This window comes from Motiliproteus sp. SC1-56 (genome assembly GCF_017309075.1).
Lineage (GTDB): Bacteria > Pseudomonadota > Gammaproteobacteria > Pseudomonadales > Balneatricaceae > Motiliproteus.
This window is the reverse complement of record NZ_JAEMGS010000001.1, coordinates 78,470-103,674: the sequence shown is the minus strand read 5'-3', so window position 1 is coordinate 103,674 and position 25,205 is coordinate 78,470. Positions and strand designations below refer to the sequence as shown.

22 protein-coding genes are annotated in these 25,205 nt (G+C 64.0%); 16 read left to right on the top strand and 6 right to left on the bottom strand.

Features of this window, described 5'->3' with window-relative positions:
- Positions 1-17: 17 nt before the first annotated feature.
- Positions 18-1,385 (bottom strand): DNA repair protein RadA, encoded by a 1,368-nt coding sequence (gene radA, locus JGZ97_RS00510; protein WP_207060636.1) that lies wholly within the window; start codon positions 1,383-1,385, stop codon positions 18-20.
- 107 nt (positions 1,386-1,492) lie between these two features.
- Between radA and JGZ97_RS00505 the strand changes: the two genes are divergently transcribed.
- Positions 1,493-2,770, top strand: coding sequence for a bifunctional O-acetylhomoserine aminocarboxypropyltransferase/cysteine synthase (locus JGZ97_RS00505; protein ID WP_207060635.1), 1,278 nt, complete (start codon positions 1,493-1,495; stop codon positions 2,768-2,770).
- Between the two features lie 209 nt (positions 2,771-2,979).
- Here the strand turns inward: JGZ97_RS00505 and JGZ97_RS00500 are convergent, their stop codons facing one another.
- The 3 genes from JGZ97_RS00500 to rpmE all read right to left on the bottom strand — a co-directional run bounded on the left by JGZ97_RS00500 (position 2,980) and on the right by rpmE (position 5,421).
- A complete protein-coding gene (locus JGZ97_RS00500) occupies positions 2,980-4,248 on the bottom strand; it encodes a malic enzyme-like NAD(P)-binding protein (RefSeq protein ID WP_207060634.1) in 1,269 nt (422 codons plus the stop codon).
- A gap of 127 nt (positions 4,249-4,375) precedes the next feature.
- A complete protein-coding gene (locus tag JGZ97_RS00495; protein ID WP_207060633.1) occupies positions 4,376-5,185 on the bottom strand; it encodes a thermonuclease family protein in 810 nt (269 codons plus the stop codon).
- 20 nt (positions 5,186-5,205) lie between these two features.
- Entirely contained in the window at positions 5,206-5,421 is a 216-nt protein-coding gene (gene rpmE / locus JGZ97_RS00490) for a 50S ribosomal protein L31 (RefSeq protein ID WP_207060632.1), read from the bottom strand.
- 258 nt (positions 5,422-5,679) lie between these two features.
- Between rpmE and JGZ97_RS00485 the strand changes: the two genes are divergently transcribed.
- From JGZ97_RS00485 to JGZ97_RS00460, 6 genes are all read left to right on the top strand, one after another.
- The gene (locus JGZ97_RS00485) at positions 5,680-7,887 is read left to right on the top strand and encodes a primosomal protein N' (RefSeq protein WP_207060631.1); all 2,208 of its coding nucleotides are present in this window, start codon (positions 5,680-5,682) and stop codon (positions 7,885-7,887) included.
- An 83-nt stretch (positions 7,888-7,970) separates the two neighbouring features.
- A complete protein-coding gene (locus tag JGZ97_RS00480) occupies positions 7,971-8,582 on the top strand; it encodes an SPOR domain-containing protein (RefSeq protein ID WP_207060630.1) in 612 nt (203 codons plus the stop codon).
- 78 nt (positions 8,583-8,660) lie between these two features.
- On the top strand, positions 8,661-9,188 hold the full coding sequence (hslV, locus tag JGZ97_RS00475; RefSeq protein WP_207060629.1) for an ATP-dependent protease subunit HslV: 528 nt from the start codon (positions 8,661-8,663) through the stop codon (positions 9,186-9,188).
- A gap of 3 nt (positions 9,189-9,191) precedes the next feature.
- A complete protein-coding gene (gene hslU / locus JGZ97_RS00470) occupies positions 9,192-10,520 on the top strand; it encodes an HslU--HslV peptidase ATPase subunit (RefSeq protein ID WP_207060628.1) in 1,329 nt (442 codons plus the stop codon).
- A gap of 10 nt (positions 10,521-10,530) precedes the next feature.
- The gene (locus JGZ97_RS00465; protein ID WP_370583972.1) at positions 10,531-10,905 is read left to right on the top strand and encodes a gamma-butyrobetaine hydroxylase-like domain-containing protein; all 375 of its coding nucleotides are present in this window, start codon (positions 10,531-10,533) and stop codon (positions 10,903-10,905) included.
- 10 nt (positions 10,906-10,915) lie between these two features.
- Complete coding sequence (locus JGZ97_RS00460; RefSeq protein WP_207060626.1) at positions 10,916-11,545, top strand: SCP2 domain-containing protein; 630 nt, start codon at positions 10,916-10,918, stop codon at positions 11,543-11,545.
- Here the strand turns inward: JGZ97_RS00460 and JGZ97_RS00455 are convergent.
- Positions 11,542-12,204 (bottom strand): fumarylacetoacetate hydrolase family protein, encoded by a 663-nt coding sequence (locus JGZ97_RS00455; RefSeq protein WP_207060625.1) that lies wholly within the window; start codon positions 12,202-12,204, stop codon positions 11,542-11,544. The two genes, JGZ97_RS00460 and JGZ97_RS00455, sit on opposite strands and share 4 nt — an antisense overlap.
- A 186-nt stretch (positions 12,205-12,390) precedes the next feature.
- Between JGZ97_RS00455 and JGZ97_RS00450 the strand changes: the two genes are divergently transcribed.
- From JGZ97_RS00450 to JGZ97_RS00440, 3 genes are read left to right on the top strand one after another with little or no spacing between them, the layout of a single operon-like run.
- Positions 12,391-14,076, top strand: a complete 1,686-nt coding sequence (locus JGZ97_RS00450; protein WP_207060624.1) for a diguanylate cyclase — start codon at positions 12,391-12,393, stop codon at positions 14,074-14,076.
- The gene (locus tag JGZ97_RS00445; RefSeq protein WP_207060623.1) at positions 14,064-15,062 is read left to right on the top strand and encodes a cytochrome-c peroxidase; all 999 of its coding nucleotides are present in this window, start codon (positions 14,064-14,066) and stop codon (positions 15,060-15,062) included. Before JGZ97_RS00450 ends, JGZ97_RS00445 begins: the two co-directional genes overlap by 13 nt.
- On the top strand, positions 15,059-17,617 hold the full coding sequence (locus JGZ97_RS00440) for an EAL domain-containing protein (RefSeq protein WP_207060622.1): 2,559 nt from the start codon (positions 15,059-15,061) through the stop codon (positions 17,615-17,617). The genes JGZ97_RS00445 and JGZ97_RS00440 overlap by 4 nt, the downstream gene beginning before the upstream one ends.
- A gap of 90 nt (positions 17,618-17,707) precedes the next feature.
- Here JGZ97_RS00440 and JGZ97_RS18410 read toward each other — a convergent pair whose 3' ends face one another.
- Positions 17,708-18,631: a MurR/RpiR family transcriptional regulator gene (locus JGZ97_RS18410; protein WP_207060621.1), complete on the bottom strand. Its 924-nt coding sequence runs from the start codon at positions 18,629-18,631 to the stop codon at positions 17,708-17,710.
- A gap of 157 nt (positions 18,632-18,788) precedes the next feature.
- On the opposite strand from JGZ97_RS18410, the gene JGZ97_RS00430 reads away from it, so the two are divergent.
- The 6 genes from JGZ97_RS00430 to JGZ97_RS00405 all read left to right on the top strand — a co-directional run bounded on the left by JGZ97_RS00430 (position 18,789) and on the right by JGZ97_RS00405 (position 25,174).
- Entirely contained in the window at positions 18,789-19,346 is a 558-nt protein-coding gene (locus tag JGZ97_RS00430; RefSeq protein WP_207060620.1) for a TRAP transporter small permease, read from the top strand.
- Positions 19,343-20,623: a TRAP transporter large permease gene (locus tag JGZ97_RS00425; RefSeq protein WP_207060619.1), complete on the top strand. Its 1,281-nt coding sequence runs from the start codon at positions 19,343-19,345 to the stop codon at positions 20,621-20,623. The genes JGZ97_RS00430 and JGZ97_RS00425 overlap by 4 nt, the downstream gene beginning before the upstream one ends.
- Before the next feature lie 28 nt (positions 20,624-20,651).
- Positions 20,652-21,683, top strand: coding sequence for a DctP family TRAP transporter solute-binding subunit (locus JGZ97_RS00420; RefSeq protein ID WP_207060618.1), 1,032 nt, complete (start codon positions 20,652-20,654; stop codon positions 21,681-21,683).
- Positions 21,684-21,748: 65 nt separating this feature from the next.
- A complete protein-coding gene (locus JGZ97_RS00415; protein ID WP_207060617.1) occupies positions 21,749-22,987 on the top strand; it encodes a diaminopropionate ammonia-lyase in 1,239 nt (412 codons plus the stop codon).
- Positions 22,987-24,231, top strand: a complete 1,245-nt coding sequence (locus tag JGZ97_RS00410; protein ID WP_207060616.1) for a M20 family metallo-hydrolase — start codon at positions 22,987-22,989, stop codon at positions 24,229-24,231. The genes JGZ97_RS00415 and JGZ97_RS00410 overlap by 1 nt, the downstream gene beginning before the upstream one ends.
- 13 nt (positions 24,232-24,244) lie before the next feature.
- Entirely contained in the window at positions 24,245-25,174 is a 930-nt protein-coding gene (locus tag JGZ97_RS00405; protein ID WP_207060615.1) for an N-carbamoyl-D-amino-acid hydrolase, read from the top strand.
- Positions 25,175-25,205: the final 31 nt, after the last annotated feature.

Genomic DNA, 25,205 nt, shown 5'->3' with positions numbered 1-25,205 from the left:
ACGGGCCTCCAGCGGCTTTAAAGGGCGTCCAGCGCTTCGCTGAGGCGCTCCACTCCGATCACTTCCATTCCCTCAGGCGGATTTTTCGGCGCATTGGCCTTGGGCACGATGGCGCGGCGGAAGCCGTGCTTGGCGGCCTCGCGGATCCGCTCCTGGCCGCTGGGGACGGGGCGAATCTCCCCGGACAGCCCCACCTCCCCGAACACCACCCAGTCCTGGGGCAGGGGCCGGTCGCGCAGGCTGGAGACCACCGCCAGCAGCAGCGCCAGGTCAGCACTGGTCTCCAGCACCTTGACCCCGCCCACCACGTTGACGAACACATCCTGGTCCCCGGTGTGCAGGCCGCCGTGACGGTGCAGCACCGCCAGCAGCATCGCCAGGCGGTTCTGGTCCAGGCCCACGGCGATGCGGCGTGGGTTGCTCAGGTGGCTCTCGTCCACCAGCGCCTGGACTTCCACCAGCATGGGCCGGGTCCCTTCCCAGATCACCATGACCAGCGAGCCCGGACTGGCCTCCTTGGCCCGGTTGAGAAAGATGGCGCTGGGATTGGTGACCTCTTTGAGCCCCTGTTCCAGCATGGCGAACACCCCCAGTTCGTTGACCGCGCCGAAGCGGTTCTTCTGCCCGCGCAGGGTGCGGAAACGGCTGTCGTTGCTGCCTTCGAGCAACAGCGAGCAGTCGATCATGTGCTCCAGCACCTTGGGGCCTGCCAGGGTGCCATCCTTGGTGACGTGGCCGACCAGAAACAGCACGGTGTGGGTCTGCTTGGCGTAGCGGGTGAGAAAGGCGGCGCTCTCGCGCACCTGGGAGACGCTGCCGGGGGCGGACTGCACCTCGTCCATGTGCATCACCTGAATCGAGTCCACCACCAGCACCTTGGGCTTGTGCTGCTGGGCGATCTGGCAGATTGCCTCGGCCCGGGTCTCGGAGAGCATTTTCAGCTTGTCGGTGGGCAGCCCCAGGCGCTGGGCGCGCAGCGCCACCTGCTGCAGGGACTCCTCGCCGGTGATGTAGAGGGCGTCCTGGGTTTCGGCCAGTTTGCACAGGGTCTGCAGCAGCAGGGTGCTCTTACCGGCCCCGGGGTGGCCCCCGATCAGGATCGCCGAGCCGGGCACCAGCCCGCCGCCCAGCACCCGGTCGAACTCGCTGGAGCCGCTGGAAAAGCGGGGCAGGTCGGCCAGGTCCACCTCGGCCAGTTTCTTCACCCCGTCGCCGCCGGCGGTGCCTGCATAGCCGGCAAAGCGGGGGGCGCGACTGGCGGTGGTGGCGCCCAGGCGCACTTCGCTGAGGGTGTTCCAGGCACCGCAGTCGGTGCACTGGCCCTGCCACTTGCTGTAGTCCGAGCCGCAGTCGTTACAGACGTAGGCAGTTTTCTGCTTGGCCATGGGCTTCTCCGCTTCGCTAAGGCGGCGATGATAGCAGATTGGAACCGGGCCCGCTTTTGCGGTTATATTGCCAAATTCCCAATGATAACAAGGACGGAAGCGACCGAATGAAACTCGAGACCCAGGCCATTCACAGCGGCTACCAGCCTGACCCCACCACCAACGCGGTGGCGGTGCCCATCTACCAGACCACCTCCTACGCCTTCGACGACACCCAGCACGGCGCCGACCTGTTCGATCTCAAGGTGCAGGGCAACATCTACACCCGCATCATGAACCCCACCACGGCGGTGCTGGAGGAGCGGGTGGCGGCCCTTGAAGGGGGCATCGGCGCCCTGGCGGTGGCTTCCGGCATGGCGGCCATTACCTACGCCATCCAGACCCTGGCCGAGGCCGGCGACAACATCGTCAGCATCAACAAGCTCTACGGCGGCACCTACAACCTCTTTGCCCACACCCTGCCCAAGCAGGGCATCGAGGTGCGGATGGCGCCCCACGATGACCCGGGCGCCCTGGAAGCGCTGATCGACGACAACACCAAGGCGGTGTTCTGTGAGTCGATCGGTAACCCGCTCGGCAACGTGGTGGATATCGCGGCGCTGGCTGAGGCGGCGCACCGCCACGGCGTGCCCCTGATCGTCGACAACACCGTGGCCACCCCGGCCCTGCTGCGTCCTATCGAGCACGGCGCCGACATCGTGGTGCACTCGCTGACCAAGTACATGGGCGGTCACGGCACCACCATCGGCGGCATCGTGGTGGACTCGGGCAAGTTCCCCTGGGCCGACCACAAGGCGCGTTTCCCCATGTTCAACGAGCCGGATCCTTCCTACCATGGCGTGGTTTACACTGAGGCCCTGGGCGAGGCGGCCTTTATCGGTCGCTGCCGGGTGGTGCCCCTGCGCAACATGGGCGCGGCCATCAGCCCCTTCAACGCCTTCCAGGTGCTGCAGGGGATCGAGACTTTGCCGCTGCGCATGGAACGCCACTGCGACAACGCCATCCGCGTGGCCAGGTACCTGAACGACCACGATCAGGTGGAGTGGGTCAACTACGCCGGGCTCGAGGGCAACGCCGGCTATGAACTCGCCCAGAAGTACGTCAACGGCCGCCCCTCGGGCATTCTCAGCTTCGGCATCAAGGGGGGCGTGGAAGCCGGTGCCCGCTTTATCGACGCCCTGCAGCTGGTCACCCGCCTGGTCAACATCGGCGACGCCAAGTCTTTGGCCTGCCACCCGGCGAGCACCACCCACCGTCAGTTGGCCGAGGATGAGCTGGCCGCCGCGGGGGTCAGCAGGGACATGGTGCGCCTCTCCATCGGCATCGAGCATATCGACGATATCCTGGCCGACATCGAGCAGGCGCTGGAGGCTTCGCGGGGCTGATCCGCGCCCATCCAACTGCCACTTGAAAAGCCTGGCCGAATGGCCGGGCTTTTTTGTGGGCGACATTGGGCGTGTGGCGGGGGTGTCGGCTCCAGCCCTCTTTTTCTTCAGGCTGGCGGCCGCCGGGCACCGCCAGCCCGCGGTTGATAAAAAAGCCCAGCGCGGTGGCTGGGCTTCTTCGTGTAGTGGGAGGCTATCGCGGATAGCGGCTAAAGCTCCGAGACGCTGCCGATCGGGTAGTGGGGCGGTAGCGGCAGGCGCGCCACACCCACTTCCACGGCGGCCTCGGCCACGGCCATGGAGACCTTGCCCAGCAGGCGCGGGTCGTTGGGCTTGGGCAGGATGTACTCCGGGCCGAACTCGATTCCTTCCAGGTTGTAGGAGTCGAGTACCGCTTGCGGCACCGGCTCCTTCGCCAGGTCGGCAATGGCGTACACCGCCGCCATCTTCATTTCGTGGGTGATGTGGCGGGCCCGCACGTCCAGGGCACCCCGGAAGATGTAGGGGAAGCAGAGGACGTTGTTGACCTGGTTGGGGTAGTCGGAGCGGCCGGTGGCCATGATCACGTCAGGACGGGTCTGGTGCGCCAGCTCCGGCTTGATTTCGGGGTCTGGGTTGGCGCAGGCGAAGACGATGGGGTTGGCCGCCATGGTCTTGAGCATCTCCGGGGTGAGCTGGTTGGCGCCGGCCAGGCCCAGGAACACGTCGGCGTCTTTTACCGCGTCTTCCAGGGTGCGCATGTCGGTGTTGATGGCGGCGAACATCGCCTTCTCCGGGGTCAGGTCGCCCCGGCCGTCGTGGATCACGCCGCGGCGGTCCACCACGATGATGTTGTGGCGGCGGATGCCGGAGCTGATCATCAGGCGCAGGCAGGCGGTGGCGGCGGCGCCGGCGCCGAGACAGACCACCTTGACCTCTTCAATGTCTTTCTTGGCCAGTTCAATGGCGTTGAGCAGCCCCGCCACGGTGACGATGGCGGTGCCGTGCTGGTCGTCGTGGAAGACCGGAATATCCAGCCGCTCCACCAACTGGCGTTCGATCTCGAAGCACTCGGGCGCCTTGATGTCTTCCAGGTTGATGCCGCCGAAGGTGGGGGAGATACGGGCGACGGTGTCGATAAAGGCCTGGGGGCTTTCGTTGTCCACTTCGATATCGATGGAGTCGATGCCGGCGAAGCGCTTGAACAGCAGCGCCTTGCCTTCCATGACCGGCTTGCTGGCCAGCGGGCCCAGGTTGCCGAGCCCGAGGATGGCCGAACCGTTGGAGATCACCGCCACCAGGTTGCCCTTCATGGTGTAGCGGTAGGCGTCGTTGGGGTTCTCGGCGATGGCGCGGACGGGCTCTGCGACGCCGGGGCTGTAGGCCAGGCTCAGGTCTTCGGCGGTGTCCGCAGAGGTGGTGATTTCAACGCTGATTTTTCCCGGCTTGGGGTACTCGTGGTAATCAAGGGCGCGTTGAGTAAACGAGGTGTCCGTCATGGTCGCTTTCCATTGGTCAGAAGACTGGGGGCGGCCATGTTATACGAAAGTCGCACCTTGCTCAATGGGGCATGCCGGCGTAACGTCTTGTCAGGCCTGGGTTTTGCCGCCAGTTGAGGCGCCCGGGTCAGTCGGGGCGGAGGTGGAGGGCGTCCGGGTGGCGCAGTTCCAGCATGAAGGGGCGGTAGCCGCGGGCCTTTTCCTTGGCTGATAGTTGTCGCGGCACCACCCAGCCTCGCACTTCCACCAGCCGGTCTTGCAGGTGGGCGAAATCATGGCGCTCAAAGTACTGCATATGGCGCTGGCGGACCCGCACGAAAAGGCGGTCGTCCAACTCCAGGTAAGGGCCGCCGCGGGTCTTGCCCGTGGTGCTGACCCGACCGAGTACCCGTCGAAAGCCGCCGTCTTCGGGGCCGAGGTGCGATGCCCTGACTGGGCGGTAGGCCGGTAGCGACCAGACCCCCAGGCCCGCCGCCTGCGCTTGCGCTTCGGCGGTGTTGAAACAGTCGCGTAGGGCCAGGTTGGGAGGGAAGCTCAAGGAAAAGCCCAGCCCCTGGCGCAGCAGTTCGGCCTCGAGGTTCTGGCCGCGGCCGTTGTAAAGGTGGGCGAGGGTGCGGCCATAGTGGTCCTGCGGGTCTTTTTCGGTGTGCAGGCTCAGGGTGCGGGCCTCGGCGACAAAACGGCGGGCCGCGTTGCGGGCGCTGGCGGCGAGGGGTTGGTCGGGGGCGCCGTCCCGGCCCAGCTCGGGAGTGTTGATGCCGATCAGCCGCACTTTGCGACCGTCCGCCAGGCGCAGGGTGTCGCCGTCAAACACGTGCTCTACCTGGACGGGCTCACCGGGAGAGGGCGGTGCGCAGGGATCGGCCGAGGTGGCGGCTGTAAAAAGCCCAGAAAGCAAAAAGGCACCCCCGAGGAGTGCCTTTTTCACGTTCACCATGGCGTCAGCCCGGTGCGTTTTTACTTCTTCAGGCTGCGGCTGCCGAAGCGCTTGTTGAAGCGATCGATACGGCCGCCGGAGTCCAGTACCTTCTGCTTACCGGTGTAGAAGGGGTGGCAGGCGCCGCAGACGTCCACGTGGATGTCTTTGCAGACGGTGGAACGGGTCTTGATGACGTTACCGCAGGAGCAGGTGGCGGTAATTTCTTCGTACTTGGGATGGAGTTCAGCTTGCATCAGTCTATAACCTCAGAGTTTTTGATGTGCCGCCACCCAGGTTTCTCACTGGGCACCGCACTCATGCAGGGAGGAATTACCTCACACCTGCGACCAGGCGGCGAAGTTTATCAGACTCGGCACCGGAAGCAAGTAATAAGAAGCGTAGGGCGCTTTGGGGGTCGAGAAAAGCGGGGGGCTTTAAAAACCGGGTGCTACAAATACCGGGTGTTACAATGGCCGCTTTTCTTTTCTTTGATTGACGACTGGCCGTAACGGATGACCCCTGAGCTGTTCCTGCGCCTGGCCCTGCCATCGCCCCTGAGGCGCAGCTTTGACTACCTGCCTCCCGAGGGCGTTGACCCGCGGACCTTGCAGCCCGGCGTGCGCCTGCGGGTGCCCTTTGGTCGTCGCGAGCTGGTGGGGGTGCTGCTGGAGGTCGCCGATCACAGTGAGGTGCCCGCCGACAAGCTGCGCCCGGCCATCGCCTGCCTGGATAATGCCCCCCTGTTGCCGGCGCACCTGCTGGTACTGGCCCGCTGGGCCGCAGCCTACTACCAGCACCCGGTTGGTGATGCGCTGTTCTCGTTGCTGCCGGCCCAGTTGCGCCAAGGGGTGCCGGCGGCCTTTCGCCACGAGCGGCTCTGGGTTGCGCGCAGCAGTGAGTCGGCGGCGCTGGCCCGGGCGCCCCGGCAGCAGGAGTTGCTAGCGCTGATTGTCCGCCACCCAGACGGCATCAGCCTGGATGCGATCAAGGCCCTGGGGTATGCCCCGGGCTTGCTGCGCAACCTGGCCGAGCGGGGGCTGGTGGAGGCGGTGACCCGGGAGCTGCAGCCCGCCGCAGGCGCCGCCGAGGGGGAGCTGCTGCACGAGAGCCCCCTGACCCTCAACCGCGAGCAGCAGGAAGCCCTGGCGGCCCTTGCCGAGAGCGGGGACCGCTTCGGCGCCTTTCTTCTCCAGGGAGTGACTGGCAGTGGCAAGACCGAGGTCTATCTGCAGGCCATCGAGCGGGTGCTCAAGCAAGGGCGCCAGGCGCTGGTACTGGTCCCGGAGATCGGCCTCACGCCGCAGACGGTGGGGCGTTTCCGCCAGCGTTTCAACGTGCCGGTCGAGGTGCTGCACTCCGGGCTCAACGACCGCGAGCGTCTCGATGCCTGGCTCAAGGCCCGTGAAGGGCTGGCGCGGATTCTGATCGGTACCCGTTCGGCGCTGCTGACGCCGCTTAAAAATCCCGGCTTGATCGTCATTGATGAGGAGCACGACGGCTCCTTCAAGCAGCAGGAGGGGTTTCGTTACTCGGCCCGGGATTTGGCCGTAATGCGCGCCCGTGCCGAGCGGATCCCCATCGTGCTGGGCAGCGCCACTCCGTCGCTGGAGACCCTCAGTAACGCCCAGAGCGGCCGCTACCATTGGCTGCAGATGAAGTCCCGGGCCGGCGGCGCCCGGCCGCCAGCCTTTGAATTGCTGGATATCCGTGGGCTGGAGTTGGATGAGGGGCTGTGCGCGTCGCTGCTGAACGAGATCGGTCGCCATCTGGCGCGCGGGGAGCAGGTGCTGGTGTTTCTCAACCGGCGGGGGTTCGCGCCCACCCTGATGTGTCACGACTGCGGCTGGATCGCCGACTGTCCCCAGTGCGACGCCCACATGACCCTGCACCGTCGTCCGCCGCACCTGCATTGCCACCACTGCGACTTCCAGTCCCCGTTGCAGCCGGCCTGTCCGGAGTGTCAAAGCCGCAACCTCAACCCGGTGGGAGCCGGTACCGAGCGCACCGAGGAGAGCCTGGCGCGGCACTTTCCCGAGGTGCCTGTGTTGCGGGTGGACCGGGACAGCACCCGGCGCAAGGACGCCATGGCCAAGATCCTGGCTCGGGTGCACCAGCCGGGGCCCTGCCTGCTGGTCGGCACCCAGATGCTGGCCAAGGGGCACCACTTTCCGCGGGTGACCCTGGTGGCGATCCTGGATGCGGACGCCGGGCTGTTCAGCGCTGACTTTCGCGGCATGGAAAAGATGGGGCAGCTGCTGCTGCAGGTTGCAGGCCGTTCCGGGCGGGCTGAAACCCCCGGGCGGGTGCTGATGCAGACCCTGCATGCCGACCATCCCCGGCTGCGCACTCTGGTGGAGGAGCCCTACGAGGTGTTTGCCGGTCAGGAGCTGGCCGAGCGCCGCCTGGCCCAGCTGCCCCCTTACAGCCACCTGGCGTTGCTGCGGGCCGAGGCGATCAGCATGGGGCGGGCAGAGGCGTTTCTGCAGATGGTGCGGGCACTGGTCGAACCGCTTTGCGGACCGGAACTGGTGCTGCTGGGGCCTTTGCCCTCGCCCATGGAGCTCCGTGCCGGGCGCTACCGCGCCCAGCTGCTATTGCAGTGCGCCAGGCGCGGACCCCTGCAAGGGGCCGTCGGGCGCCTCGCCCTGCTGTTGGAAAACAACCCCCAGGCCAAGAAGGTGCGCTGGTCGATCGACATCGACCCGCAGGATATGTTCTGATCCCTTGGCAGCTCCAGTCCGCCCGTAGATAATAGCGCCCACGACCCGACCCCACCCTTACAGCGAGAGTACCCGCTCCTTTCATGGCTCAGGATTACGCACACAAAAACCGCCGTCAGCGACCGGCGGCGCAGAAAGTCAGCGCCAAGCCCGCCCCTGCCGCGTCCGGCGGGCGTTGGTTGTTGGGGCTGGTGACGTTGGTTGCGCTGGCGACGCTGGGAGGCGGCCTCTATTTTCTCACCGGAGTCAGGCCCGATCCGGTGGCGACTCAGGAGACGGTCAAGCGCCAGGCGGGCGAAACCGCCCCGAGTACCGCCAAGGCCGCTCCCAAGGCGCCCGCGGAGCCCGCCGAAAAGGATTACCGCTTCTACCAGCTGCTGCCAAAGAGCGAGGTGGTGCCCCCGGAAGTGGAGGCCTACAAGTCCACCCCCCGCTCCGCCGAGGAGTACAGCCAATACTTGCTGCAGGCCGGATCCTTTCGCAGCGCCAGCGACGCCGACAGCCTGCGCGCCAAGCTGATCCTGCAGGGGCTGCCCAACGTCACCACCAGTCGCGTGGTCTCCGACAGCGGCGCGGTCTGGTACCGGGTGCGGCTGGGCCCCTTCCCCTCGCGCTCCAAACTCAACAAGGCCTATGACAGCCTGGTACGGCTGAACCTGCAGCCGATGCGGGTCAAGCTTCCCAAGGGGGCCTGAGGGCGCGGTCAAGGGTTGAAATTCGCCCGTGCGCCTACATAGTGAACGGATCAGGTTTAGCAAATAGGGCTCTAACCCATGACGACAATTGTTTCAGTTCGCCGCGGCGACAAGGTGGTGCTGGGCGGTGACGGCCAGGTCTCCCTCGGCAACACCGTAATGAAAGGGAACGCCCGCAAGGTGCGACGCCTCTACCGGGACCAGGTCATTGCCGGCTTCGCCGGTGGCACCGCCGACGCCTTTACCCTGTTCGAGCGCTTTGAGGCCCAGCTGGAAAAACACCAGGGGCAGCTGGTGCGCGCCGCCGTGGAGATGGCGAAGGAGTGGCGCAGCGACCGCGCCCTGCGCCGGCTCGAGGCGATGCTGGTGGTGGCCAACGCCGAGGCCTCGCTGATCATCTCCGGTACCGGTGATGTGGTGGAGCCGGAGGCGGGGCTGCTGGCGATCGGCTCGGGCGGTAACTTCGCCCAGGCGGCGGCGAAAGCCCTGATCGAGAATACCGACCTGGGGGCGCGGGAGATCGTCGAGAAAAGCCTCAATATTGCCGCCGATATCTGCGTCTTTACCAACCATAATCTGATGATCGAAGAGCTGGATGCGAGATAAATCATGTCCCAGATGACCCCCCGAGAGATCGTCCACGAACTGGACAAACACATCGTCGGTCAGGCCGAGGCCAAGCGTGCCGTGGCTATCGCGCTGCGCAACCGCTGGCGCCGTATGCAGCTCGACGACACCCTGCGCAGCGAGATTACGCCCAAGAATATCCTGATGATCGGCCCCACCGGGGTCGGCAAGACCGAGATCGCCCGTCGTCTGGCGAAGCTGGCCAACGCGCCTTTTATCAAGGTGGAGGCGACTAAGTTTACGGAAGTTGGCTATGTCGGGCGTGATGTTGAGTCGATCGTGCGCGATCTTGCCGATATGGCGATCAAGATGCTGCGCGAGGAAGAGATGGCCAAGGTGCAGCACCGGGCCGAGGACGCCGCCGAGGAGCGTATTCTTGACGCCCTGCTGCCGCCGCCCCGGAGCGGTTTCGGCGAGGAGCCGCCCCGCGAGGACAGCAGCACCCGGCAGATGTTTCGCAAGAAGCTGCGCGAAGGTCAGCTCGATGACAAGGAGATCGAGGTGGAGGTGAGCGCCTCCCCGGCAGGGGTGGAGATCATGGCGCCCCCTGGTATGGAGGAGATGACCAGCCAGCTGCAGAACATGTTTTCCAACCTCGGCTCCGGCCGCAAGAAAAGCCGCAAGCTGAAGGTGCGCGACGCCCTGAAGGTGCTCCGCGATGAAGAGGCCGCCGCCCTGATCAAGGAGGATGACCTCAAGCACCGGGCGCTGGAGCTGGTGGAGCAGAACGGCATCGTCTTCCTCGACGAGATCGACAAGGTGGCCAAGCGCACCGAGGGCAGCGGCGCCGACGTCTCCCGCGAGGGGGTGCAGCGCGACCTGCTGCCGCTGATCGAGGGCAGCACCGTCAGCACCAAGTACGGGATGCTCAAGACCGACCACATTCTCTTTATCGCCTCCGGCGCCTTCCACCTGGCCAAGCCCTCAGACCTGATCCCTGAGCTGCAGGGGCGCCTGCCCATTCGGGTGGAGCTGGATGCCCTGACCCCGGATGACTTCCGCCGCATTCTGGTCGAGCCGGACGCCTCCCTCACCGAACAGTACCAAGCACTGCTGTCGACCGAGGGAGTGACGGTGACCTTTACCGACGAGGGGATCGAGCGCTTGGCGCAGATGGCCTTTGAGGTCAACGAGCGCACCGAGAACATCGGCGCACGGCGACTGCACACCCTGATGGAACGGCTGCTCGAGGAGGCGTCGTTCGAGGCCAGCGACCGCTGCGGTCAGACCCTCACCATCGACGCGGCCTACGTGGACCAGGCGCTGCAGGCGCTGTCCCAGGATGAAGATCTGAGTCGTTACATCCTCTAGGGGAATGGCCGTGAGCGAAGCGCATCCGCAGAAAATAGCCCTGCACCTTAAATCCCGCGAGCTGGAGCTGGTCTATCCCGATGGCAGTTACCGGCTGGGCGCGGAACTGCTGCGGGTGCTGTCCCCCTCGGCCGAGGTACGCGGACACGGTGTCGGTAACGGTGTGCTGCAGACCGGAAAGCGCCATGTCGGCCTCGTCGCCGTGGAGCCCAGCGGACGTTATGCCCTGAAGCTGACCTTTGACGACGGCCACGACAGCGGGCTGTACAACTGGCACTACCTGCGCGACCTGTGCCTGAACCGCGAGCGTTACTGGCAGGACTACCTGGCCCGGCTCGAGGCGGCCGGTGCCAGCCGCGACCCCGACGGGGCCGGTGCCGACTAGGAGGGAGAAAATGGACTTCTTAAACGCTGGCTTGAACGTGCCGCTGGAGGTGGCGATACGGGCGGCGGTGCGCCGCGACCCCCGGGCCCAAAAGCGCTTGGCGTCCCTCGAGGGGCGGCGGATTCGGGTGGACCTGCGGGTGCCTGCCCTGAGCCTGGTGCTGGCCCCCCACGGCGAGGGCATTGACCTTTCAAGCCCCGGTGAAGAGGCCGTTGACTGCACCCTCGAGGGGGGCGTGGCCGACCTGCTGCAGGTGCTGATGGATGAGAATAAGGCTTTTGGCAAGGGGATCCGGATCAGCGGCGACAGCCAGTTGGCCCTGGATCTGAAGCGTTGCCTGCAGGAGCTGGATCTGGACTGGGAGGGCTTTCTGGGCGATCACCTGGGGGACCTGGCAGCGCACTCACTGGCCGGACTGGTGCGGGACGGCTTGGATTGGGGCCGCCGCAGCCGCGAGTCCCTGCTAGACGATCTCGACAACTACCTGCACGAAGAGCTGCGCACGCTGCCGCCGCGGGAGGAATTGAACGGCTTCTACAGCCAGGTGGACCGCCTGCGGCTGGCTGCCGACCGCCTCCAGGCACGGGTGCAGCGGCTGCAGAGCAGTGTCCATCCCGTGACCGAGGACGCGGGGAGCTAGCGGGCCCGCGTACGCACCTCAAGCACCTCACCAAGCTGCATCCGTAATGCGTCACCCGGATTGAGGGGGCCGACCCCGGCGGGGGTGCCGGTCATCACCACGTCCCCTGGCAGCAGGGAGAAAAAGCGGCTGCAGTAGGCGATCAGCGCGTGCACCGGCAGCGTCATCTGGTTGGTGTTGCCGGCCTGGCGTGGCTCTCCGTTGACCCAGAGGCGCAGGTCCAGCTGGTCGACGTCATCCACCGCATCGACCGGCAGGAAACCCGACAGGGGCGCGCTGGCGTCAAACGCCTTGGCCCGCTCCCAGGGGTGCCCCTGAGCCTTGAGCCGGTTCTGTTCGTCCCGCAGCGTCAGGTCCAGCCCCAGCCCGTAGCCGGCGACCGCGGTTGCAACCTCCTCCTCCGTGGCGCCGCAGAGGGGGCGGCCGATCAGCACGCACAGTTCCAGCTCGTGATGGCATTCGCCACGCTCACGGGGCAGCACCAGCGGTGCGGCCAGGTCGGCGTGGCTGGTGTTGGGCTTGAGAAACAGCAAGGGCTCCTTCGGAACGGCGTTGCCCAGCTCCCGGGCGTGTTCGGCATAGTTGCGTCCCACGCAGACAATCTTGCCAATGGGGAGGTCGATGGCGCGCCCGTCCGGGCGTCGGTGGTGATAGGACATGGGTGCGAAGGCCCTCTGCTGGATCTGGGTTACCGCGGGTCAGGGGCCTATCTAACCGTTTTTGTTGCCGTAGATCAATTGGCGGGGTGCGCACTCCGGAGTTGCTTGCATTGGGCTGTAGCAGTTGATTAGCATGGTCTGATTGCGCGCGAGGGCACCCCGTCCTGCGCCTGTCCAGAGCAGTGCATGGATTCAATTCGGGCCGGTATGTTCAAGCATATAGGGCATAAGATCATCACCGTGTTTGGCATCGTGGCCAGCTTGGCCATGCTGTCGATGATCGCGTTCTATACCTACAATCAAGAAAAAAGCATCCTGGCCCAGAACGAGCGCACCATGACCAAGCTGACCGAGAGCGTCAGTGAAGGCTTGCAGTCGGTGATGCTCGCCGGTTACGCCGACATCGCCCACAGTTTCGCGGCCCGCCTCAGGAACGTGCCCGAGGTGGTCGATTTCGTGATCATGCGGACCAACGGCAAAGAGGCCTTTCTCGATAACAGTACGGTGACCTCGGTCAACAACCGGCTGGGGGAGGAGGACTTCGACCCCAAGGACAACACCCGTATCCACCAGGTGCTGCCGCCCCGCGACCCCAACCTGCAACAGGTGCTGGATACCCGCCGCCAGGTTTCCTACTACGAAACCGACGCTGACAATTCCGAGCTGCTCACCTTCCTGGCCCCCATCCCCAACAGCAAAGACTGCCACCGCTGTCACGGCGGGGATCATGCGGTGCGCGGTGTGCTCAAACTGACCACCTCCCTGGCGCCCATACGGGATGACATCAAAGCCACCCGGTACCAGTCGCTGATGGTGCTGGTGGTGATGCTGGTGCTGGTGTTTATCGTCACCAGCCTGCTGATCCGGCGCTCGGTGGTGGCTCCGATCAACAAGCTCACCGACGCCATGTTGGAAGTCAGCCGCGGCGACCTGGACCAGGTGGTGCCGATTATCGGTCGCGACGAACTGTCGCGGATGGCCCGCAGCTTCAACCACATGTCCCGTGAAGTGCTCAACTCCTACAAGGGAATCAAGAGCGAGCAGGACAAGCTCAACACCGTGATTCTCAGCTCCCTGGAGGGGATTGTGGTCACCGACAGCAGCGGTAACGTGGTGCTGGTCAACCCGGCGGCGGAGAGCCTGCTGGGCAAGAGTGCCGAGGCAATCCGCAAGGACGGCTTCCTCTACATTCTCGACGACCCCGAGCTGATCAAGCAGAACCTGCACGGCGAGGATGAAACGCAGGAGCCGGTGCTCATCGAGTACAAGGATCTGATTCTGCAGATGCTGGCCTCCAGCATTGTGGACTCCCAAGGGCAGGTGATCGGTTCGTCCGTGCTGCTGCGCAACGTCACCGAGGAGAAGAAGCTCGAGCGTAAGCTGATCGAACTGTCCACCACCGACGGCCTGACCAAGCTCTTTAACCGCCGCTACCTCGATGAGACCCTGGCCCAGGAGCTCAAGCGCGCGCGACGTTACAAGCTGGATCTGTCGATTTTGATGTTCGATGTGGACCACTTCAAAAAATTCAATGATACCTACGGTCACGACCAGGGCGACCGGGTTCTGCAGACCGTGGCCCGGGTCATGCGCGAGGCCATTCGGGAGGTGGATATTCCCTGCCGTTACGGTGGTGAGGAGTTTGTTGTGATCCTGACCAATACGTCTCGTAAGGGAGCGCTCACTACGGCCGAACGCCTCCGTAGAATGATGGAGGAGTCCCGCACCGACGACCTGCAGGTCACCATCAGTATCGGGGTGGCCAGCTATCCCTACGTGGACGTGCAGGACGCGGACACCTTTGTGGAGCTGGCCGACGGCGCCCTTTACCAAGCGAAGGAGGAGGGCAGAAACCGCGTATGCGCTGTTTGACCCAGTCTGGCCCGGGCCTTCTGGCCAAGGTGCTGCTTATGCTGAGCCTGGGGCTCGCCGCCCGGGGCGCCCTGGCCGCCGAGCCGGCGCTGGTCCTGAGCCTGAATGCCGAGCCCGCGCGCCCCGTTCCCACCATCGTCGAGGTAGAGCCGCGCAAGCAGGCCCTGGGGCGGAAAATATTCTTCAACCCGCGGCTGTCGAAAGATCAGCAGACCAGCTGTGCCACCTGCCACGCGCTGCCGCCGCTGAAGGAAGGGGAGGAGCTTCACCAGGCATCCGAGCTGATGGGCGACCACGACCGCAGCGTGCCGCTGCTCTACAACGTGGCCCTGGCCTACTGGTGGAACTGGGATGGCCAGTACCGCAGCCTCGACGACCTGCTGGAAGCGTCCTTTCCCGCCCTGGACAAGATGAACCTGGCCTGGGACCAGGTCATTCTGCGATTGCTCGCTGCCTATGGCGATGAATTCGAGGCCATTTACGGCGGCCCGCCCGATCAGCAGCGGGTGGTGGAAGTGCTTGGCGCCTTTCTCAAGGGGCTGAATGCCCCCAATGCCCGCTTCGACCGCTTTCTGCGCGGCGAGGTGGAGGCGCTCTCTCCCCGGGAGCGGGAGGGTTACGAGCTGTTCAAAGAGATCGGCTGTGCCTCCTGCCACCACGGGGTCATGTTGGGTACCAACTTCTTTGAAGAGTTCTATATCTACCGCCACGAGGGTGAAGAGGGGGTGAAGGCGCGTCTGAAGGACCTTGGTCGGTTCTACGTGACGGCCGAGGAGAGCGACCGCAACGTCTTCCGCGTACCTAGCCTGCGCAACGTGGCGCAGAGCGCACCCTATTTTCACGACGGCTCCGCCGACACGCTGGAAGGGGCCGTCGAGGAGATGATCGAACATCAACTGGGGCTCAAGCCCGAGCCGGCCCAGGTGCAGCTGCTGGTCGACTTCCTCCATACCCTGACGGGAAGTCACCCGGGAGTGTCGCCATGAGACAGATGAGCTGGACCCCGATGCTGGCGGGCATCACGATTCTGATGCTGCTCAGCTTCCTGTTCTTCCAGGCCCAGCAGGTGGACGAGATCAACGAAGAGCACTCGGCGGTGCTCGACACCCTCTACCAGGCCCAGCGGCTGGACGACCAGTTGCGCCAGGGCGTGTTGCAGATCTACTACGAGCGTCACCATAACTTTGACCGGGTGCTCCAGGATCAGCGCCGGCTCAGCGGCATCATCCGTGAACTGGGCAGTTCATCCTACAGTTCTTTCCGCGAGGCCAGCACGGGGGTCGAGTACTACGTCAACCGCCTGGCTAACCTTCAGCAGGAGCGCGAGGACCTGCTGGCCCGCTATATGCGAAGCGTTGTTCTGCTCAAAAATGCGGTCTCGGGGCTGTCCCAGAGTCAGTTGACTGCCAAGCTGGAGGCGGGCAGCGAACTCAGGCAGACCGTTGCCGCTTACCGCGACAGCCTGCTGCGCTACGCCACCAACCCGGATCCGGGCCTGGGCGAGGAGGCGCAGGAACTGATCGAGGCGCTGGAGTACGCCCTCTACGATCTCGCCGAGTCGCCGCTGCACGATGAATTTGAATACGGTCTCCAGCATGGTGAAGTGCTGTTGCGCGAACGCCAGCAGCTGGGGGGGCTGATCAACCAGATTTTCGAAGTGCCTATCCCTTCTCACCTGGCCCAGGTCACCGATGCTTACCTGCAGTACCACGAGCAGCAGGAGCGTTTCTCCCGTTACTACCGCATCGGGCTGTTCGCTGCCGGTGCGCTGCTGCTGGTATTGCTGGTGGTCACGCTGCTGCGGCTTCGGCATACCGCGGTGCACCTGTTCGGCGAAAAAGAGATGGCCCAGATTACCCTGAGCTCGATCGGCGACGCGGTGATTACCACCGACCACCACGGGAATATCTCCTTTATGAACCCGGCGGCGGAAAAACTGACCGGGCATACCGCGTCCGGGGCCAAGGGGCGACCGCTGGCAGAGGTGCTGACCCTGGTCAGCGAGATCAACCATCGGCCGGTGGATGATCCTGCAAAGCAGGCGATGGCCAACGAATCGGTGGTGGAGCTGGCCCAGCACATCTACATGGAGCGGCCCGAGGGGGGGCTCAGCCATGTCACCCTGACTGCCTCCCCCATCGGCTACGCCGGGGAGCGTATCCTGGGCGCGGTGCTGGTGGTGCAGGACGAGGGCGAGGCGCGGGTGCTGGCTGAGCAGCTCTCCTACGAGACCTCCCACGACGCCCTCACCGGTCTGCTCAACCGTCTGACCTTTGCCCAGCGTATTCACAACACCCTGAATGAGTATGAAGGCAAACACAGCCCGATTCTCTGGCATATCGACCTGGATCACTTCGCGGTGATCAACGATATCTGCGGCTCCAAGGGCGGCGACGGACTGTTGCGGGTGATCAGCGGCGTGCTCAAGGAGGTGATCGGCGACCACGACGTGCTTTCCCGGGTCGGCGGGGATGAGTTCGCCATTCTGCGGGCCAAGGCGGGGCCGGCGGACGCCCTTAACCTGGCCTGCAAGGTGCGCGAAGCGATTAATGAAATCGACTTCGACTGGGAAGATAATCGCTTCGATATCACCGCCACCATCGGGGTGGTCTTTATCAACGACAGCTACCGGGATCTTTCCGATGTGTTCATGGCGGCCAAGGCGGCGGTGGACACGGCCCGCGAGAACGGGCGCAACAATATTCACATCCATACCAAGGACCATTACGAGAAGAGCCGCAAGCACGAGCTGAGCCTGTGGGTGCCCAAGATCAAGAAGGCGCTGGACGAGAAGCGCTATCACCTCTTCCTGCAGTCGATCTCCCCGGTCACCGAGCAGGGCTGTCAGGCGCCCCACCACGCCGAAGTGTTGATACGGATGGAGAACGAAGAGGGCAAGCTGCTGCCTCCGATCTTTATTCCGGCGGCGGAAGAGTACGACCTGATGCAGCAGGTGGACCGCTGGGTGATTCAGGAGGTCTGCGCTAACATCGCCCTGGCCCAGGAGCAGGGGCTTCCCGACAAGGACCTGTGCTACTCGGTCAACCTGTCGGGGACGACCCTGAGCGACACCTTCTTCCTCGACTACCTGCGTGGGCTGTTTTCCGAGTTTAAAACCCCCACCGAGCAGATCTGCTTCGAGATCACCGAGACCGCGGCGATTCAGAACCTGGAGTCGGCGGTGGTGTTTATCGAGGCGGTGCGCAAGCTCGGCTGTAAGTTCGCCCTCGATGACTTCGGCAGCGGCATGTCATCGTTCGCCTACCTGAAGAGCCTGCCGGTGGACTACCTGAAGATCGACGGCGCCTTCGTGAAGCGTCTCGCCCAGGATCCGGTTCAGTACAGCATTGTCGAGGCGGTCAACAAGGTGGGCCACACCCTGGGGATGCATACCATCGCCGAGTTCGTGGAGGACGATGATATCATCCGCGGTCTGAGCAAAATCGGGGTCAACTACGCCCAGGGTTATGGAATCGACCGTCCCCGGCCGTGGCGGGAGTACTTCGACGCGGCCACGGGTGAGCGGCAGGTGGCCGGCTGAGTCCGGAACCCAATACGCCAGGATAAAAAAAGAGCCCCTCGGGGCTCTTTTTTTATCCTGGGCGCGACGCCGCGTCGCCAGCCAGATTCTCTACTTGCTGATCTGCTTCTCCAACCCTTCCAGCAGGTTGCTGGGTAGAGAGGGGTGTACCCCCGCCACTTTCAACTCTCCGACCTCTTCATGGAGCTGCTCGATCTCGCGCAGGCGGCGATGGCTGTTCTCCAGGTCCTCACACATTGTCAGGTTCACCAGCAGGGTGATGACGCTGCTGACGCTGCTGTAGGAGTCGAACAGCGAACTGCTGTGAACGTGGCAGCGGAGGCTCCACTGGGCCAGCTCTTGCAGTTCGTTGGCCGAGGGGTCTGCGATCAATACGCAGGGCACCTGTCGTTTCTTCGCCAAGCTCATCAGCTCGCGGACCTTGGGGATCCGGCGGCGCATGGCCACCACCACCAGCAAATCCTCGCGGCCAAAGTCGACGAGATCCTCGGCGACGGTCTGTCCGGCCGCCGGTAGCAGCGAGACGTTCGGGCGCAGCAGGCTCAGCTGGCGGTGGAAATAACTCGCCAGAAAGCGGCTATTGCGAAACCCGATTACCGCGACCCGGCGCTGGCGGGTGAGCTGACCGGCGATGGCCCGCAGGGTGTCGGGGTTGAGCGCCTCCAGGGTGCGCTGCAGGTTGACCGTCTCCCGCTCAAGGTGGGCGCTCACCACCTGGCTGCGGTTGAAGGGGCTGGTGCTGGTGCTGTCGTGCTGCTGGTAGAGCGGCGATCCCCAGCGCTGGGCCTCGCGGATCTGCAGTCGGGCCTCATTGAAGTCCTTGTAGCCCAGGCGACGGAAAAAGCGGGTTGCGGCGGCCTTGGAGGTGCCCGCCAGGTCCGCCAGCTCGGTGGCCGAGTAGTTGGCGATATCGCCGGGAAAGCTCAACAGCAAATCACCCAGCCTGCGCTCTGCCGGGGGGAGCTCCTCATAGCACTCCTGAATGCGGGTATCGAGGGGTTTGGGTTCCTGCACGCTCGCCTGACCTCTGCTGCAAATGAAACACGAGTATCATTTTCGCTCATTTATTTAAAAAAATGAAACCAAAATTTCACTTTCGTGTTGACAGACTGAAACCTCTGTTTCAGTATCAACTGAAAAAGAAACCTCAATTTCATTAAGAAGAGGCGTTATGGCAGCGAGCGACGTTGCGCAGCAGAACCGGTTTTCTGTGCGCTTTATTCAGGTCAGTCACAAAATCAACTGGGTGGTTGAGCGCTGTTGTGCGGCCTTGCTTGGGGCCATGGTGCTGATCGTCTGGTTCGGGATCGTCAACCGGTACTTCTTGGAAACCGGGGTAACCTGGACCGAAGAAGCCGCCCGTTACCTGATGATCTGGGCGGCGCTGCTGGCGGTCTCCTGTAGCGCCCGCTACCGGGAACACATCGGCTTTGAAACCCTGATAAGCCGCCTGCCAGCTTCGCCGCAACGGGCCCTGCGCGTGCTGACCGACGTGCTGGCCGTGGGCTTCTTTATCTACCTGACGGTCTACGGACTGCGCATGACCTCTTCTGGGGCGCACCAATACGCCACCATTTTTGGTATGACGATGATGCTGCCTTTCGCCGCGGTACCGGTTTCCTCGGCTTTAACCTTGATCCAGCTGGTGGCGTCGATGCTGAGCGTTTCGCCTCAAGCGCTGGCCGCTGAAACCCACGAAGCGATTGACGGCACGGAGGCGGCATCATGATCACGGTGGCCATCTGTTTCTTCGGACTGATGCTGGTCGGCATGCCGATCGGCTATGTATTGGGCATTGCCGGCACCATCGGCCTGTTCCAGCTGGGCGGCAGCAACTTCCTCGAAATGGGGCCCAAGCGCTTCTTTGAAGGGCTCGACCTGTTCACCTTCATGGCCATGCCCTTTTTTATCCTGGCCGGTGAAATCATGAACCGCTCGGGGATCACCCTGCGCCTGATCGCCTTTGCCGATGCCCTGGTGGGCTACCTGCGCGGGGGCCTGGCCCAGTCCAATATGCTGGCCTCGGTGCTGTTTGCCGGGATGACCGGCGCGGCGGTGTCGGATGCGGCCGCGTTCGGCAACACCCTGGTCCCGGCCATGGTCAAGAAGGGCTACAGCCGCCCCTTTGCCTGCGCGGTGACAGCGGCGGGCTCCATCATTGGCCCGACCATCCCCCCTTCTAACCTGATGGTCATCTACGGCTCCTTGATGGGGGTCTCCATCTCCGGCCTGTTTGCCGCCGGTATTCTGCCCGGCCTGCTGATCGCCCTGACCTGCATGGCGCTGATCGCGGCGTTCGGGCGTCGCTGGAAGCTGCCCAAGGGTGAGCAGCGCCCGAGCCTGCGACTGATCCTGGTGAGCTTCCGCTCCAGCCTCTTGGCGATCATCATGCCGGTGATCATCCTGGGCGGCATCATCGGCGGCATCGTCACCCCCACCGAGGCGGCGGCGGTGGCGGTGCTCTACGCGCTGATCGTAGGCGCCGGCATCTACCGCTCCATCACTTGGCAGGACCTGCAGGAGATGCTGATCCGCACCGCCAAGATTACCGGTATCGTGTTCCTGATCATCGCCTCGGCATCCATCCTCGGCTGGTGGATGACCTTCAACCAGATTCCACAGATGGTGGCCGAGGGCTTCCTCGCGATCTCGGAAGATCCGGCGATGGTGACGCTGATGATTCTGATGCTGCTGATCGGTATCGGCATGTTCATGGATATCAACGCGGTGCTGATCATTCTGGCGCCGGTGCTGGTGCCGCTGACGGTTGCCATCGGTATGGATCCGATCCACGCCGGCATCATGATCATCCTGGCCCTCAATATCTCGCTGATGACGCCCCCGGTCGGCGCCTGCCTGTTTGTTCTCTCGTCGGTAACCGGGGAGAAGATCGAACGCATCAGCGTGGCGCTCTGGCCGTTCCTGCTGGTTCAGTTTGGCGTCCTGGTCCTGATCGCCTTCTGGAGTGACCTCACCTTAATGATTCCCCGCCTGTTGGGCATGTAAGTACCTTTTGTTAACTGGAGAAATACCTATGAAATTGATGAAGAAAATCGTATCGGCTTCAATGACGTTGGGTCTGGCTGCCGGTCTGCTGGCTGCCCCGATGGCGCACGCTGAAAAGGTGCTGAAGCTGCACCACCTGAACAACAACGACCCCTTTGACAACCCTACCGGCGCGATGGCCAGCGTGTTCAAGAGCCTGGTGGAGTCCGGCACCAATGGCGAGGTCAAAGTGCAGCTGTTCCCCAACTCCCAGCTGGGTAAGGATGCGGAGGTGGTGCAGCAGGTAAAGGCCGGCGTGGTGCAGTCGGGCATCCACTCGGTGGGCGGCTTCGCCAGTGCCTACCCCCTGATCGGGGTGCTGGACGTGCCCTTTGCCTATCCCAACATCAGCGCCACCTACAAGGTGTTTGACGGACCCTTCGGCAAGCGCCTGGCCGGCGATATCGAAGACAAGACCGGAATCAAAGTACTGGGTTTCGGTGACTCCGGCGGCTTTTTTGCCATCACCAACTCCAAGCGCGAGGTGCGCTCACCGGCCGACATGAAGGGGCTGAAGATCCGTACCATGGGGCTGGACACCCACAAGGCGGTGATCGAGTCCATCGGCGGGCAGCCGGCGGCGATCGCCTGGTCCGAGGTCTATACCGCGCTGCAAACGGGCGTGGCGGACGGCCAGATGAACCCGGTGCCGATCATCTCCTTTGCCAAGTTCAACGAGGTGCAAAAGCACCTGACCCTGACCGGGCACCTGTTCACCCCCTATGTCTGGTCGATCAATGCCGATTTCTATGACGGTCTGAGCGAGTCGGAAAAGAGCGTGGTGGAGTACGCCGCCCGTTCCGCCATCGTTGCCGGTCGCGGTATGGCCCGGGCCATCGAGGCCTCCGAGCGCGGTCTGCCGTCCCTGGAGAAGAGCATGAAGGTGTATTCACCGACCCCCGCCGAGCGCGAGGCCTTCCGCGAAGCGGCCCAGCCGGTGGTGAAGAAGGTGATTGCCGAGAAGTACGGCGAAGAGGGTGAGGCCCTGATGAACGCTTTCCTCGAAGCGGTTGAGAGCTAAGTCAGGTTTTCCAGAGCGTAGCGGCGCTACCTTCGGGTAGCCCGCCAACCCTAGGACATGAATGAATGAGTCTGTTAAATAGCCAATACCCGGTGCAGCTTGCTCATAACGCCCAGGTTATAAAGGGTCGCGCCATCGGCGATCGCCAGCTGGCGGTCCTCAATGCCGAGGGGTTTGAGGTCGCCAAGGGCGAGATCAGCCGCTGGCCGGGGTATGCCGTCACCCCCCTGTGTGAACTCGACCGGGCGGCCGATCAGCTGGCGCTTGGCGGGATCTGGTACAAAGACGAGGCGGGGCGCTTCGGGCTGGGCAGCTTCAAAGCGCTGGGCGGTGCTTACGCGGTCGCCCGGTTGCTCAAGCGGGAGCTGGTGGCACGGGGCGTCTGTGCCGCGGTGCCTTCGACCGAAGAACTGTTGAGCGGCCAGTACGCCGAGGCGTTAAAAGCGATTGTGGTGACCTGCGCCACCGACGGCAACCATGGCCGTTCGGTGGCCTGGGGCTGCCAGTTGTTCGGCTGCGGTTGCGTGATCTACATCCATGCCACGGTGAGCGAAGGGCGTCGCGCCGCGATCGCCGCCTACGGCGCCGAGGTGGTGCGTGTGCCGGGGAACTACGACGACGCCGTCCGCCAGGCCGCCGCCGATGCGGCAGAGCTGGGGCGCTTCGTGGTGTCCGACACGTCTTATCCCGGCTACATGGAGGTGCCCCGTGACGTAATGCAGGGCTACACCCTGATGGCCCAGGAAGCGTTCGAGCAGTTACCCGAAGGGGTTAAACCGACCCATATATTCCTCCAAGGCGGAGTGGGCGGCCTCGCCGCGGCGGTGGTGGCTCAGGCCTGGCTGCACTACGGCGCCGAGCGCCCCCACTGCGTGGTGGTGGAGCCTGATCTGGCGGCCTGCCTGTATGAGAGTGCCAAGCAAGGGGCTCCTACCGTGGTCGAGGGCGACCTTGACACCCTGATGGCGGGGCTGGCCTGTGGCGAGGTTTCGCTACTGGCCTGGGAGGTGCTCAGCGAGGGTGCCAGTGATTTCATGACCGTTACCGACCAGGCGGCGGTGGACTGCATGCGCCTGATGGCCAATGGCGCGTTGTGCAGCGAGCGGCCGGTCGTGGCCGGTGAATCAGCGGTTGCGGGCCTTGCGGGTGTGATCCTGGCGGCTCAGCAACCTTCTTTACGTGAGGCCCTGGGGCTGGATGAAAACAGCCAGGTCCTGCTGATCGGCAGCGAGGGGGCGACTGACCCCGAGCTCTACACCGAGCTGGTCGGGCGCAGTGCCGAAGCCGTGGAACGGGGCGAGTGATGAGCAGCGAAGCGTTGAAAATCAACCGGCAGCGGCTGCATCAGCGGCTCCAGGCGCTGGGCCAGTGCGGCGCCCTGGCCGGCGGTGGTGTCAGCCGCCTGGCCCTGACCGATGCGGACAAGCAAGGGCGGGATCTCGTGGTCGGCTGGATACGCGAGCTCGGCCTTGCGGTCGAGATCGACCAGCTCGGCAATGTCCTGGGCCGGCGCGCGGGGCTTGAAACGGGCCCTGCGGTGATGACCGGCTCGCACATCGACACGGTCAGCACCGGGGGCCTTTATGACGGCAACCTGGGTGTGCTGGCCGGGCTGGAGGTGATCCAGACCCTTAATGAGGCCGGCGTCAAAACGAGAAAGCCGCTGGCGGTAGCCTTTTTTACCAACGAAGAGGGGGCGCGTTTTGCCCCGGACATGATGGGCAGCTGCGTCTTCACCGGCGTGCTGGATCTCGAAACGGCGCTTCAGACTCAGGGTATCGACGGCGCCCGGGTTGGCGACGAGTTGGAGCGGATCGGCTATCGGGGTGAGGCTCCGGTCAACCGTGCCCGGGAGCAGGCGGCTGCCTTTATCGAACTGCATGTCGAGCAGGGTCCGGTGCTGGAGCAGGACGGAATCCGGATCGGCGCGGTGGAGGGGGTCCAGGGGATCTCCTGGACCGAGTTCAGCATTAAAGGGACTTCCAACCATGCCGGCACCACGCCCATGGCTTACCGACAGGACGCCGCCTTAGCCGCCGCTGAAATCACGGTGTTCGTTCGCCAGTTGGCCCAGCGCCTGGGGGGGCGGCAGTTGGCGACCGTGGGGCACTGCGAATACCGCCCCAACCTGGTTAACGTGATTCCCAACCACGTCGAGCTGACGGTCGACCTGCGCAACACCGACGAGCAGCAACTGCAGCAGGCAGAGGCCGAACTGTTTGAATTCGTGCGCGCCGTTGCCGAGCGCGAAGGGGTGAGTATCAGCCACCGTTCGCTGGCCCGCTTCGAGCCGGTCAACTTTGACCCGGCGCTGGTGGCCCGCATCGAGCAGATCGCCCTGGACCAGGGCAACAGCGTCAAGCGCCTGCCCTCGGGGGCCGGGCATGACGCGCAGATGTTTGCACCGGTCTGCCCTACCGCGATGATTTTCGTTCCCAGCGCGGGCGGAATCAGCCACAACGTGCGCGAGCACACCGATTTAGATGACCTCGAAGCCGGCGCCAATGTGTTGCTGCAGGCTTTGCTGGAATTGGCCGAACCGGCTTAACGGGAGAGTGAATATGTCGAGAGTAATTACCGCGGCTGTTGCCCAGATGGGGCCGGTGGCCCGAAGCGATACCCGCACCCAGGTGGTTGAGCGGCTGGTGGCGATGATGCGCGATGCCAGCGCCTGCGGCTGCTCCTTGGTGGTGTTCCCGGAACTGGCGTTGACCACTTTCTTCCCCCGCTGGTTCATGGCGGACCAGACCGAGGTAGACCAGTTTTTCGAAACCGAGATGCCGGGGCCGCAAACCCAGCCGCTGTTTGACGAGGCGCGGCGGCTGAAGATCGGCTTCTACCTCGGTTATGCCGAACTGTGTCAGGACGAGGCCGGCAGCACCCGCCACTTTAATACCTCGATTCTGGTTAACGAGCAGGGCGAAATCGTCGGCAAGTACCGCAAGATCCACCTGCCGGGCCATCCCGAGCACGAGCCGTGGCGCCCGTTCCAGCACCTGGAGAAGCGCTACTTCGAGCGGGGTAATCTCGGTTTTGGCAGCTGGGATGCCTTCGGCGGCAAGATCGGCATGGCACTTTGCAACGACCGCCGCTGGCCCGAGACCTATCGGGTGATGGCGTTGCAGGGGGCAGAGATGATCCTGCTCGGTTACAACACGCCTATGCACTATCCCCCGGTGCCGGAGCACGACCACCTGCAGGGCTTCCACAACCACCTCTGCATGCAGGCTTCGGCCTACCAGAACGGCTGCTGGATTCTGGCCGCGGCCAAGGCCGGTAAGGAGGAGGGGTGCGACCTCTTGGGCCAGAGCTGTATCATCGCCCCTACCGGCGAGATCGTCGCCCAGGCCTCGACCCTGGAAGATGAGTTGATCATTGCCCGCTGCGACTTTGAACGGGTCGCGGAGATTCGGGCCAATATCTTCAACTTCGCCCTTCATCGGGCGCCCGAAGAGTATCGGATTATCTCGGCCGCTTCCTGCGACGCTTGACCTTGCCGCCAAGAATGACAAGGTGAAAAAA